Source organism: Shewanella sp. Choline-02u-19 (genome assembly GCF_002836205.1).
Lineage (GTDB): Bacteria > Pseudomonadota > Gammaproteobacteria > Enterobacterales > Shewanellaceae > Shewanella.
In genome coordinates, this window is the sequence record NZ_PJBE01000013.1 from 2,824,783 (window position 1) to 2,837,797 (window position 13,015).

Here is a 13,015-nt window from a genome sequence, read left to right on the forward strand (position 1 = left end):
CTTTTTAGCTCTCGATTGCTAAACATCCGCGGCTAACTCTGCATCTCAAGTCGTCATCCGCCATTAATAATCAGTGCATCCCTACAATTTGCTAATATTGGTCGCCGACTAGCTTCCTTTAAAGCAATAGAATAGAGTTTACTTTCACTCCCGTTATGGGTGTTCTATAAGAGTATCAATACCACTGCCTACTCTTTCAGAAAGCAACGCTTTTACACTGATACCACAGAACGACTTAGGCCGTTAACAAACCAAGGAAGAGAAACAAATGAGTCAATTACTTGCGCATTCATTAGCGGTTTTCATGGCCTTTTTTGCCATTATGAATCCGATTGCAAATACAACCGTCTTTGCTGGATTAACTGCCAGTATGAGCAAATCTGAGCAAACTAAAACCGCAATAAAGTCGTTAACCATCACTTTTATTATCATTGTACTTTTTTCGCTTTTAGGTAAATCAATCTTCAACCTGTTTGGAATTACCCTGCCAGCATTGCGGATCGCGGGCGGTATTCTGGTATTTCTAGTCGGATACCATATGCTGCATGGAAAAAGCTCAAAGCTGCATACCGCTGCAGCAGATAGCGAATCAGATATCGCGGTATCACCGCTGGCAGTGCCGTTGCTTGCAGGGCCAGGAACCATTGCTACCGCAATGAACTATTCGGCGGCTGGAGGATGGGGAGAAATTACGGTTACAGTTCTCGCGTTTGCAGCCCTGTGTATTATCACTTTTATCTGTTTTGTTTTTTCCTCTAAGATCATAGCTGCAATCGGTGAGAATGGACTGAGCATAGTGACTCGCCTGATGGGGCTAATTCTGTCAGTAATAGGAGTTCAAATGCTAATAGATGGAATAACAGCTGTTGTTAGTAGCATAGGTTAGCCAAATACAAGTAAACCTTGTCCTTGTCCTAACCTTAAGCCCTAAGCCTAGGACAAGGTTTACTCTAAAAATCCTAATCTATAGTTGTCCATTTTGATTTAGGTTTACCGGTGATAAATAATTAGCTTCATCCCTATTCTGAGTCTAATAATTGCATTCAATATAATTAATCCATCCCTGCTATAATTAATTTATGATGAATTTTAACAGTATTATTTTTGACACTGTTAATTGTCAATTAACCTACACAAAAATAGAGTGTTTACTCTCTACAGTAAAATACAACCCTAAACCACTAATAAACAATACGATATTAATTTACACATACAAAAATTCGATTTTAGTCGACTCGTAACATTTACCTTTTAAAAGTCAAAAAAATAGCACGTGACAATTAATTAAAAAGTGTCAATAAAAAGACTATTGACTAAGTGATAACATTCACATAAATTACTGAGAATCAACAACAACCATTTCACAATGCAATATTATATAAACATCCAACAACACAAATATAGTTATTAAAAAATAATATAAATATTGAATCACTTTAAATAATTTAAAGTAAATATACCCACCAACATGTATCAACAAGTAACACTTACAATGTAAAGCAGGGACAATCAGACCATAAAAGTGATGATTCCAATCAAACCTGAAATACACAACAGAGTTCAAACTTAAATAACCTAGCATTTAAAACCATCAAAATGCGTCAACAATTTAAATAAAAAAATATTATATAACAAAGGATGAAAAATAATGAAGATAAAACATTTCAGCATGACAATGACGTCAGTATTTTTGATGTTATCCAGTGTACAAGCACAGGCTCACGGGTGGTCGGAATACCCAGAAGCTAGGCAGCAAACCTGTTATAACGAAGGTGGTATTTGGAGTGGAAGCCCACCAAACGCCGCATGTGCTCAAGCCAAAGCAATTTCCGGCACATACCCATTTGTACAGCGTAACGAATTTTCGATTAATATTACTGATTACAACAATATCCAAACAGTTAAAAATGCTATTCCTGATGGCACCTTGTGTTATGCCAATGACCCACAAAAAAAGGGAATGGGTGCAGCACACAGTGGCTGGACACGATCGGAAGTCAATGCGGGAACATTCGAATACGTATTCAATGCAACAGCACCCCATAATCCATCATTTTGGCAGTTCTACCTCACCAAACCTGATGCAGACTTATCTAAAGCGCTAGCATGGGGGGATCTAGAGCTATTTCAAGAAGAGGGCAACGTACCCGTCGTCGGTGGAAAATACCGAATGGATGTCACCATTCCGGCAGATCGTGTCGGCAATGCAACTCTATTTGTACGCTGGCAACGTGCAGACCCAGTAGGTGAAGGCTTTTACAATTGCAGTGATATTGTCATTGTAAATGATGGCGTAACCCCACCACCCATTGATCCCGATCCAACACCTACCGAACCGTATTTAGTGGCAGGGGATGCTTTTATACCGCAATCGGTCAATCTAAGTTCAGCGACTATCGGCGATTCAGTAAACTACAAAGTATTTAATAAAAACGGCGAAGAACACTCTTCATTCTCTGTTGTGATTACAGAAGAGAACAACAATGATTGGGACCGATTACTAGCATCGAAGGTCAATGGCTGGTACGAATCGAATCATCAAGGCAATGTGTTCATTGGTCGCTGGCATGAAGACATGCGCCACTACATGTATTTCAAGAATGATTTACACGGAAACGACTTTAATTCAAAAGATTCACGAGCGTCAGGTGAGTTTTCCATTACTACAGATACCAACCCAGTTGATGCAGTGATTTCACCAAAAGTACTGAAAACACTAAATAACGCTACTGTTACCCATGGTGATTATGTCGTACTGACCCATGATGAAAGCACGGGTGCAGCAAGCAATATTCAATGGTTACAAGTTAGCGGCACACCGGTAGAAATCAATATTGGTTCAAACAACGAATTAATTGTTGATACAGCTAAGCTCACAAATACTCGCCATGAATTAACTTTTAAACTAGTGATCAGTAATAACGATGCTAGTGATGAGGAGGTCTATTCATTCGTCGTAGAGGCTTCTACTACAGATCCTGTAGATCCTGTAGACCCTGTAGACCCTCCCGTTGACCCAGAGACTAAAGCTTGGAGCGCAACGAGCACTTATACCGAAAACGATGTTGTGACTCATGCAGGTAAATCTTGGACTGCTCATTGGTGGACACTTGGTGAAGAACCCGGCACCACTGGCGAATGGGGAGTATGGCGTTAAACCAATAACCTAAAATAGTTCCCTGTTTAACCAGAAGGCTCGACCTTCTGGTTTTTTTTCGAGTAAATGTCAGCTAAATCGAATAAATACACACCTGAACGCTGCCTCGTTTGAACAGCTGCCACTACCAAGAGTCAGCATCAAAACGAGCGGTTCTGGCTTCACTCATGGTGCAATCGGTGACGTGTATCAATTCAGCCAAGGTGACATTAGGGTTTTCGTTAATTAGGCGAACTAACTTTTCCGCTAAAGGCTCTAACTTATCAGCATGATCAAGCAAGGCAGTTTCAATCTTTTGCACAAGATAACGAAATTCCCCCTCATCAATCGACTTCAACTCCAGCGCTTGTAATGACTCCGCTTTCAACTGCCCTGCGAATGATTGAATACTGATCGCCTCACCAGAAAGCCCCCAGTTTCTGGAACGCCGCACACGTTTAAGCTCGCAATGATACTGGGTAGCAACAACTTTGGCTCGATTGACGGCATCCCTTCCTATTCGGTGAATAAGAGACGGAAGTGAGATCGTGATGGCTTCATTCATAACTGTATTTCAAAAGTTTACTCTGCACCGATTTAATCATTACTTGAATCCAGCTTAAGTTTATTCGCTTCTTAATGACATAGTAACAAAGCAGCAGTAATAGAATAATTTTTCTATTTGATAAGTACTCTTAATCACCTAATTATTATAAATATTGTCTCAAACAACAGAATGACAACTTATCCTTATATACTAACGTTAAATTTATGACCTCATAACATTAGCAAAGACTAAAGCCTAACTATGACTAAAAATGACCAAGTAGAATTAAGCACCGAAATTGGGCCCAACTGGTTTGCCGCAGTTATGGGCACCGGCATTATTGCAAATGCTCTTGCTAACCTGCCTTATGTCGGTAAGCAATTAGTAAACGTAGGATTAGCCATTTGGCTGTTGGCATTTTTAATGCTAATTATCATGGTGGGGCTGAAAACACTTCAAGCAATAGTCAAACCTCATATTATCAAACGCCAGCTTAATGATCCCATCATGGCGCAGTTTTTCGGGGCTCCACCAATGGCATTATTAACAGTGGCTGGCGGCACCATTTTATATGGTAACCATCTTTTTTCAGAGCCGACGACGTTAACGATAGCGTGGGCACTATGGGTATTCGGCACGTTGAGTGGCCTTATCGTCTCCGTTGCCATTCCCTACCGTTTATTCACTCACTATGAAGTACGTGATGATGGTGCTTTTGGTGGCTGGCTGATGCCCGTCGTACCACCGATGGTGTCTGCAGCGATAGGCGCAATGCTTATCCCCTATATAGCCAACCCTGAGATACAGCAGTTAATGCTTTACGGTTGCTATGCCATGTTTGGGGTGAGTTTGTTTAGTGCATTCATTATCATCACTCTGATCTGGAGTCGCTTAGCGCATTCCGGTACTTCTGGTGGCCCTCGAGTACCCACACTTTGGATAGTATTAGGGCCGCTAGGGCAGTCGATTACTGCGGCGGGTGCGTTAGGTACTGCTGCATTACTTGTTGTTGAAGGCCCTATTGGCGATAGCATGAACAATATGGCGATTATTTATGGTGTGCCGGTTTGGGGATTCGCCTTCTTTTGGTCAATATTAGTAAGCCTACTCACCTTACGCGCACTGCGTAATAAGATGCCTTTTGCGTTAACGTGGTGGGCATTCACCTTCCCCGTCGGCACTTGCGTAACTGGGACGATTCAGCTGGCAATCCATACCGATTTGGATGTGTTCCGCTGGGCTGCCGTCATTTTATTTATAGGTCTATTTATTTCTTGGATCGTTGCCGCTGTAGGCACTATCAAAGGAATAAAAAAGGGACATATTATTAAAAATCCAATAACACCAGTTCATGCGGTATCGAAAAAAGGCAAATCGCTCTGAGTCCCTCTACGCTATAACCTAAATATTTTAAGCCCATGTTTAGACTGGCCTAAAAAACGAGTTTAGCACCGTACTTCTGATTCAGAAATTACCCCACTACTATGGGTGGTCTATTCGCTTTATTGCATTAAATAATAGGCCTCCCATTCGTTCAACAACAAACAGGAGATAGAGTGAGTTTAATCTTATTGTTTTGATTGATAACTGAATTTATCAATCAAAAAGTCTAAGAATAATCTAATACGTTTCGGCTGATACTGCTTACTAATGTACACCACATTCAAATTTGCACTCGATACTGATGTCGATGCATTGAAGTTCTGCATGTATCCATTGAGTACAGTCACCAGACGTAGGTTATCAATATCATCTTGAATGTCTAACACTGATTTAAGGGCTATTCCAGCCCCTTCTAATGCCCAGCATCGAATAACCTCGCCATCATCAGAAAATCGCTTGGGGACAACAGTGATTGAATTCCTCTTATCTTTATCTTGAAAATGCCAGGTTTTTAACTCCTCATTACTGCGCAACATGGCAAGGCAATGATGACTCACCAAATCCTGTGGTGTTAATGGTACTCCATGTTTTTTGAGGTACTCAGGCGAGGCACATAACACTCGCCTACTGGCCGACAGACGTCGTGATATTAAATTGCTGTCAGCTAGCTCTCCATACCGAATAACAATATCCATACTCGATTCAGCAATATTGGCGATGTTATCGTTCAAATATAGGTAGGGCACCACATCAGGGTACTGTTTACAAAAGTCAGACAGTATAGGAAGAATATATTGCTTACCGACATCCTTTGGCGCCGCTATTCTCAGTGAACCTTTTACCTCCTTGACGCCATTCTGGATCAGAGCTTCAGTTTCACTGACATTATCTAAAATCTCAATACACGCCTTGTAGTACAAAGCCCCCGAATCTGTCAGAGAGATATGTCGGGTACTTCGATTAAGCAGTTTCACCGCGTATCTTTCTTCAAGCGCCTGTAGCCTTGCCGTCATTGTGGCAGGAGAAAGGCCAATATCGCGCCCAGCGGCGGCGAGTCCTTGATGTTTCACAATGCTGACGAACATTTCCATATCAGAGAATTTATCCACTCCCCCTCCTATTATTCAGCTCAGACGAATAATGACTTCGTATTTTGCCCAATTATCAAATTAATACGAATGAATATAATAGCAACTGTCATCAAAAACAACTGAAGGAACTAACCATGGACCAGAAAAAAATAACCTACGTCATCATTGGCGGTGCATCAGGGATAGGTGAGGCCGTGGCAAAACACTTCAATAATGGCAATAACATTGTTCATGTAGCAAGCCGTACAACCGGGTTAGATATCAGTGACGAGAAAGCAGTACATCGTTATTTCGAATCCATTGGCCCTTTCGATCATCTTATCGTTACCGCAGGCTCATATGCCCCTGCGGGAAAAGTAACTGACGTTGCCGTTGATGATGCTAAACAAGCCTTCGATATCAAGTTTTGGGGTGCCATCAATGTTGCTAAGCATGCTGCCCGCTACCTGACACCCAATGGAACAATAACACTGACAACGGGCATGCTCTCTCGCAAAGTTGTTGCCAATACTTACGTAAAAAGCGCCATTAATGCGGCGTTAGAGGCGGTAACAAAAGTGCTCGCTAAAGAGCTCGCGCCGATTCGAGTTAATGCGGTTAGCCCTGGTTTAACCATGACTACAGCATATAAAAATATGGATATCCCATCTCGTGAAGCCATGTATGAAAACGCTGAACGCAATTTACCCGCAGGCAGAGTAGCAACGCCTGCAGATATAGCGATGGCTTATGTCATGGCAATTACCAACCCGTATATGACGGGCTCTGTCATTGACGTTGACGGTGGCGCTCTCATCAATTAGTCGATAAAAACAACCTGTCTGGTGTGCAAAGCCATGCCAAATAAATCATAAAGTAAACCAAGGTCATTAATCATGAATAAAGAAAAAATGCCGTTGCAAGTATGGATCCTCACACTTGCAGCCTTCGCTATTGGCACAGCAGAATTTGTTATCGCGGGGATCCTTCCTCAAGTTGCAACATCACTATCAATCACAGAAGGTCAGGCAGGATATTTAATTAGTGCATACGCATTAGCGATTGTTATCGGTGGCCCAATCTTAACTATTTATCTAGCCCGTTTTAATAAGAAAAAAGTACTCATTGGCTTAATGGCATTGTTCATCATCGGCAATATAATGTCAGCGCTAGCACCCACTTATAATTTACTCCTTCTTAGTCGAGTAATTGCCGGCTTGGTACAAGGGCCCTTTTATGGAATAGGTGCAGTTGTTGCGACAGGCTTAGTATCAGAGAAAATGGCCGGTCGCGCAGTAGGTCAAATGTTCGCGGGTCTGACACTTGCTAATGTACTAGGTGTTCCTGCTGGCACGTGGATCAGCCTAAAATTTGGCTGGCACAACACCTTCTTTATTGTTGCTGCGTTTGGCGCCATCGCCATGATTTCAATCCTAATGTCTATCAAGTCAACGGGTCACGGTGAAGCAAAAAATATAAAAAGTCAGCTACAAGCATTCAAAAATCCAATGCTCATAATGAGCTTAGCCATCACAGCGTTAGCTTGGTCAGGTTTCATGGCACTCTATGGATACATCGCACCTATAGCAACGCACATTGCAGGTTATAGCCCAGAGGCAGTCACTTGGATTCTGGTTATTGTTGGTCTAGGTCTCATTATTGGCAACATACTTGGTGGTCGCTCTTCAGACAAGAATCTTAGAAAAGCGTCAATGTTCTGGGCAATCGCGATGATTGTTTCCCTTATCATTGTTGGTCTGGTTATTGATAACCAAATTCTGTTTGTTATTGCCCTATTTGTATTCGGTATAGCCTCATTTGCCAATGTACCGGCTATGCAGCTTCGCGTCATGAATCACGGTGGTGAAGGCCAAGAACTTGCGGCAACAGCCAATATATCAGCATTTAACTTAGCCAATGCATTTGGTGGATTCCTTGGTGGGATGGTACTTGATAGTCACATGGGAGCAGGCATGATCCCTTACGCGGCCATTATTGTGCCCATCATAGGGTTATTCTTTATCGCTAAAGCTAACAAACGTGAGAGTACACAAGATAAGTTGGTTGCCAATTTAGCCAGTGTTAATCGCTAATATCGACTTGCAGTAAAGCACTTACGGAGTTTAATTAACAGCTCCCTGCCTATTCGATGAATAAGCAGGGAGCTGAAATCATAATGAATTAAGCAGGAGTTTGTTCGTTAATCATATCGACAAAGAAGGATTTAAGCGCTTGTTTGTTTTCATCGTCTAATGATTGCCCCTCTTTATCAGAGACCAAAAATACATTATCAACTTGCTCACCCACGGTGGTTATTTTTGCGGAGTGAATATTGAGTTCGAATAACCTGAAACCGTTACAGAAGTGACTCATAAATTGTGGATTGTCGAGCGCGGTAACACTGATCAGCGTTCTATCCTTTTTACGAGAGTGCAAAAATTCTACTTTAGCTTCGCTGACAAATGAGTCAATGTTGCTATTAAGGCGCTTTTTAGGCAGCTTTCTGTTTTCAAACAGCACTTGTTTAAGCCTTTGCTTGATACGATCACGTCGCCCAGCGGTTCTTATTGGATGTTGATCGTAATCGAGTATTTTTAAAGACTCCACCACATAACCATCTTTAGTCCTAGAAATATTAGCTTGCTGAACCGAGATCTGTAGTGAGGCTAAGGTATTAAATAGTGTCACAAATAAGCCCGGCTTATCTTTCATATAAACGAATAGATCGCTGCTACCTTTAGTGCTGCTTTCATCGAGCAAAATAAGTGAATGCTCTGCAGGGTGTTGTGTCATGGCTTTAGAATAGCGAGCAATTTCACTGGGTTGAGCATTACTGAAAAAGGATAACGGTAAGCGTTTCCAAAGCTGTTTAATCACATCAGGATGTTCACTCAAGCCTATCAATTCTAGCGCTTCATTTTTATGTTCACGGACGATAGTTCGCTGCTCTAAAACATTTTCTAAGCCATTACGCAGTGCATAACTAATCGACAAATAGAGATCTCGCAGTAACGTTGCCTTCCAGTTAGTCCACAGATCATCGTTGGTCGCCTTAATGTCGGCAACCGTTAAACAATAGAGAGCGTCGAGTCTGGCTTTAGTGCCAATCGCTTTGGCAAGGTTCTTAACTTCCGACGGGTCATATATATCTAACCGTTGAGAGGATAACGATAACAATAGATGATTTTTAACTAACCAAGCTATCACCTTAGCTTGTGAAGGTTTTAGCTCATGAAACTTAGCAAATTGCAGCGCGTCGACAGCCCCTAATTCACTGTGATCACCGCCACGTCCCTTGCCTAGATCATGGAATAAGGCCGCTAATAGCAATACTTCTTTATTCTCTATCGCTTTGTAAACAGCGCTAGGCTGGGCAAGCGAGGGGATTTCAGCTTTGCCGCCGAGTGAATATAAGTTTTTGAGTAACTTATGAGTATGCTCATCAACGGGATAAACATGGTAGAGGTCGAATTGCATCTGACCGACAATTTCACGCCACTGCGGAAGATACGACGCTAAAATGCCATGTCTATGCATTAATGTCAGCGCAAGCCCCATGCCTTGAGGGTGACGAAATAGCGCGAGGAACTCTTTACGGCAGCGATCAAAATCTTGCAGGTCGCCCAGTAGTCGTCGCCTAACCTGGCGTATTAGTCGAATCGTTTGCGGCGAAATACCATCAATATCGTTAGCGTTTTCTGCAATATGGATAAACAGAGCAATAAGCTGCTTACGGTCAACAAAGACATCATCATGGCGAGCATTTATCTGTCGACCATTTATTTCGAAGTGTTGATTTAACACTATCGACTTCTTGTCTGTTTGTACCAGTATTTCATCTTTAAAATACTGCAACAACATTTGATTAAGTTCGCTAATCCGCCTCATGGCACGGTATAGCTGACGCATCATTTTTTCGATGGCAAGGTGACTGTTGTCGCCAAAGCCCATCAGCCTAGCAACATCACTTTGCAAAGAGATAAGTAGTCGGTTTTCAGAACGTTGTGCTGCAGCGTGTAATGCCCAACGTGTACGCCAGATAAAATGTTGTGACTCTAATAATTCTGCATGTTCGTCGGCGGTAAAGAAACCGAATCGCCTTAAGGCGGCCATATCTTCTGCTGCAAAATACTTGCGGGTTACCCAGATAAGCGTTTGGATATCGCGCATTCCACCGGGACTATTTTTTAGGTTAGGCTCAAGGCTAAAAGCACTGCCTTGTGCCTTTTTATGGCGTTCATCTTGCTCACTAAATTTGGCTTTAAAGAAAGCTTCACTGCTCCAGAGATCATCACCATAGAGTCTCTCTAACACCTGTTTAGCGTGAGACTTTGGTCCTGTTAAATGGCGAATTTCAAACAGTGACGTTGCAATGGTGATGTCTTCACACGCTTTATCTATTTCATTCAGAGCTAGAACACTATGGCCAAGCTCTAGACCAATATCCCATAGTTGGGTAAAAAACTGCCCTATTTGTGTCTCTTGATAGGGACTCAGCTCTTGCGAAAATAATACGCAAATATCAATGTCGGAGTGCAGGTGTAACGTTTGACGGCCATAGCCGCCGACCGCATTAAGAGATAGGTTTTCGGTCGCAAGACCGGCGCATTCCCAGAGGTGGAGCAGCAAGGAATCAAAAAAATCAGCGCGTAACTTTACGATTTCGTCGATAGCAACGTGAGTAAAGTGCTTATTAAAGTAGTTGTCGGCATCTTGGATTACTTTTTTATAATCAGTAATGCCCATTTTTGAACTGAATTGAGGTGATATATCAGAGTCTGACATGTTTCTCCTGTGGCCGTTTGCATTAAGCCCTATAGACCTTATTTTTACGGATTAAACCGCGATGCAATTCCCTTTAAATGAAAAAACAGGTTAGATGATCTAACTAAGAATTACAAATCGACAACAACTTTAACGATTAAGTATTCGCTTATAAATAAACCATGCAGGCAAAGAGGGCTCTGTCTCTAATGACCCAAACGGGCTAAATACAAAAGTGAGTTTGATAGCCAGCTGCTTGGTGATTATGGTGGGGATATTGGATTTTATCTGGCGTAGTCATAAGTGTTTCGAGCGGGAGGTTAGCATCAAAAAAGGACGATAGTCATCGTCCCTTACATATATTAGCACCAAGGTTAGTATTATTTAACGCTATAACCCTTACCTTCTAAACAAGCTGAACGGGCGCGATTAAACTCTTCCGTTCCTTGAGTATTACTGCTTTGCACTTCGGCTTGCGCTTGTTGTTGTGTTGCCGCCTGTTGATCAGCTTCATTAGCATTTTGTCGACGGCTTTGTCGTCTTGCTGCAACAGCCCCTACAGCGGCACCATTGGCTGCAGCATCACTTCTATCATCATCACCTATCTCTGCAACAACAGCACCGGTAGCGGCGCCTGAGATTGCTCCACGCATCCCTGAACCGCGTTCAGCACCTTGCTCTTGAGTAGGAGCTGCTGCAACGGGTGCCGCTTGCGGTTGACTTGGATTGTAACCTGACTCTGTTGCCGCCCATGCATCACAACTGGCTTCATCGGCTGTTTGTTGTTCAGCGGTTTGTCCTTTCTCAGGAAACACATACTGCTCGGCCTGAGCGGCACCTAATGAACTTACACATAGTAAGGTTATTGCAAATAGGGTACTTTTATTGACTGATATCATATCGTCTCCAATAGCAGGCTGATTTATGTAAAAGTTGATTTTTAATCAACATTTATTCTAATGATCTATTCAATCATCAATCCATTAAAGTGTTGTTAGAAGTGATTATTCGCCGTGAATAAAACTTACTGCCATCATTTACCGACAAACCCAATAACCCCACGCCACTTTTCTATTCCTTACTATAGTCTTGATTTAAATAACGGTACAAATACATGCTTGCTAATAAACAGTGACTCAAAGAATTGGCAGTCATAAAAAATACTAAGCCAGCCAGTTTTATGAGCGAAAAAACCCAGAATGAGGACTTCAAAAAGCACGCTTTTGTATCGATATTTGACTAGGCTACAAGGTAAGTTTATTAGAGTCGATAATTAGGCATAGTGCGTCTCGATGAAACACGCAAATGCGATTGTAGGCTTGGGTTTAGAATTTGAGGCTGAGTAAAAGGTGGAGATGTCTGAGTTTAAAGGGCCTCGCTTTAGCCCTTTTAATCAGCAGCGCTAAGCGGTGATATCGAAAAAGAGTTGGTCGGCAAGTTCTTGCAGTGTTTCACCCTTAGGATGCGTGTGGGCAAAGGTTCTTAAACCATAAATGCCCATGACTAAAAAGCGCGCCAAATGCTGGCTATCACGTTTATCGCTGAGCTCACCTTTAGATTGAGCTAACGCCAACACATCGGCGATCCCCTGTTGCCAGTTGGCTAGATTCTCGGTAATGATTGTTTGCACTTCTTCATCTTGTTGCGCCATTTCATTAAGCGCTTTAGTCAACAAACAAGCCTTAGCGGCTTCGCAACTGATGCACTCCTGCACTATGTTATCCAGATACGCTTTTAGCTCGACTAATACCGGTTTATTCCCAGAGAAAAACCGCAGAAACTCGGCACTTCTATCGGTTTTATATTGCTCTAAAGCCGCTAATAGAAGACCGCGTTTATTATCGAACGCACAGTAGATAGAGCCTGGGTGTAGACCTGTGGCTTTAGTGAGATCTTGCATACTCGTCTTACCGTAACCTTTGTCCATAAAAGCAGTCATGGCAGATCTCAGTACTTTTTCTCTATCAAATTCGGCATTACGCATGCGAGATTGGCTCCAGGCTTCGACTCATTCATCGACTATAAACTGATTGTACTGAATTTTGAATGTTTGTTCAAAATAATACTTGAATGATTATTCAAATAAGAATATCTTGAATGTTCATTCAAGATACC

10 protein-coding genes are annotated in these 13,015 nt (G+C 42.1%); 5 read left to right on the forward strand and 5 right to left on the reverse strand.

Features of this window, described 5'->3' with window-relative positions:
- The first annotated feature begins 268 nt into the window (after positions 1 to 268).
- Positions 269 to 886, forward strand: a complete 618-nt coding sequence (locus CXF83_RS18945) for a MarC family protein (RefSeq protein WP_101093146.1) — start codon at positions 269 to 271, stop codon at positions 884 to 886.
- Positions 887 to 1,648: 762 nt separating this feature from the next.
- Positions 1,649 to 3,157: a lytic polysaccharide monooxygenase gene (locus tag CXF83_RS18950; RefSeq protein WP_198553556.1), complete on the forward strand. Its 1,509-nt coding sequence runs from the start codon at positions 1,649 to 1,651 to the stop codon at positions 3,155 to 3,157.
- A gap of 124 nt (positions 3,158 to 3,281) precedes the next feature.
- Here the strand turns inward: CXF83_RS18950 and CXF83_RS18955 are convergent, their stop codons facing one another.
- Entirely contained in the window at positions 3,282 to 3,701 is a 420-nt protein-coding gene (locus CXF83_RS18955; protein ID WP_101093147.1) for a ribosome recycling factor family protein, read from the reverse strand.
- A gap of 243 nt (positions 3,702 to 3,944) precedes the next feature.
- On the opposite strand from CXF83_RS18955, the gene CXF83_RS18960 reads away from it, so the two are divergent.
- Positions 3,945 to 5,066 (forward strand): TDT family transporter, encoded by a 1,122-nt coding sequence (locus CXF83_RS18960; RefSeq protein WP_101093149.1) that lies wholly within the window; start codon positions 3,945 to 3,947, stop codon positions 5,064 to 5,066.
- 185 nt (positions 5,067 to 5,251) lie between these two features.
- On the opposite strand, the gene CXF83_RS18965 is transcribed toward CXF83_RS18960, so the two are convergent.
- The gene (locus CXF83_RS18965) at positions 5,252 to 6,175 is read right to left on the reverse strand and encodes a LysR family transcriptional regulator (RefSeq protein WP_101093151.1); all 924 of its coding nucleotides are present in this window, start codon (positions 6,173 to 6,175) and stop codon (positions 5,252 to 5,254) included.
- 116 nt (positions 6,176 to 6,291) lie between these two features.
- Here CXF83_RS18965 and CXF83_RS18970 point away from each other — a divergent pair, with 116 nt between their 5' ends.
- Both CXF83_RS18970 and CXF83_RS18975 read left to right on the forward strand, forming a co-directional pair.
- Positions 6,292 to 6,960 (forward strand): SDR family oxidoreductase, encoded by a 669-nt coding sequence (locus tag CXF83_RS18970; protein WP_101093153.1) that lies wholly within the window; start codon positions 6,292 to 6,294, stop codon positions 6,958 to 6,960.
- A gap of 72 nt (positions 6,961 to 7,032) precedes the next feature.
- Entirely contained in the window at positions 7,033 to 8,229 is a 1,197-nt protein-coding gene (locus CXF83_RS18975; protein WP_101093155.1) for an MFS transporter, read from the forward strand.
- 88 nt (positions 8,230 to 8,317) lie between these two features.
- On the opposite strand, the gene glnD is transcribed toward CXF83_RS18975, so the two are convergent.
- From glnD to CXF83_RS18990, 3 genes are all read right to left on the reverse strand, one after another.
- Complete coding sequence (gene glnD / locus CXF83_RS18980) at positions 8,318 to 10,921, reverse strand: [protein-PII] uridylyltransferase (protein WP_101093157.1); 2,604 nt, start codon at positions 10,919 to 10,921, stop codon at positions 8,318 to 8,320.
- 359 nt (positions 10,922 to 11,280) lie between these two features.
- Entirely contained in the window at positions 11,281 to 11,799 is a 519-nt protein-coding gene (locus CXF83_RS18985; protein WP_101093159.1) for a hypothetical protein, read from the reverse strand.
- A gap of 503 nt (positions 11,800 to 12,302) precedes the next feature.
- Positions 12,303 to 12,884 (reverse strand): TetR/AcrR family transcriptional regulator, encoded by a 582-nt coding sequence (locus CXF83_RS18990; RefSeq protein WP_101093161.1) that lies wholly within the window; start codon positions 12,882 to 12,884, stop codon positions 12,303 to 12,305.
- Positions 12,885 to 13,015: the final 131 nt, after the last annotated feature.

Excerpts from the sequence above, each read along its gene's own strand:
- CXF83_RS18945 (WP_101093146.1), top strand. The coding sequence starts at position 269 with ATGAGTCAATTACTTGCGCATTCATTAGCGGTTTTCATGGCCTTTTTT.
- CXF83_RS18950 (WP_198553556.1), top strand. The coding sequence starts at position 1,649 with ATGAAGATAAAACATTTCAGCATGACAATGACGTCAGTATTTTTGATG.
- CXF83_RS18955 (WP_101093147.1), bottom strand. The coding sequence starts at position 3,701 with ATGAATGAAGCCATCACGATCTCACTTCCGTCTCTTATTCACCGAATA.
- CXF83_RS18960 (WP_101093149.1), top strand. The coding sequence starts at position 3,945 with ATGACTAAAAATGACCAAGTAGAATTAAGCACCGAAATTGGGCCCAAC.
- CXF83_RS18970 (WP_101093153.1), top strand. The coding sequence starts at position 6,292 with ATGGACCAGAAAAAAATAACCTACGTCATCATTGGCGGTGCATCAGGG.
- CXF83_RS18975 (WP_101093155.1), top strand. The coding sequence starts at position 7,033 with ATGAATAAAGAAAAAATGCCGTTGCAAGTATGGATCCTCACACTTGCA.
- glnD (WP_101093157.1), bottom strand. The coding sequence starts at position 10,921 with ATGTCAGACTCTGATATATCACCTCAATTCAGTTCAAAAATGGGCATT.
- CXF83_RS18985 (WP_101093159.1), bottom strand. The coding sequence starts at position 11,799 with ATGATATCAGTCAATAAAAGTACCCTATTTGCAATAACCTTACTATGT.
- CXF83_RS18990 (WP_101093161.1), bottom strand. The coding sequence starts at position 12,884 with ATGCGTAATGCCGAATTTGATAGAGAAAAAGTACTGAGATCTGCCATG.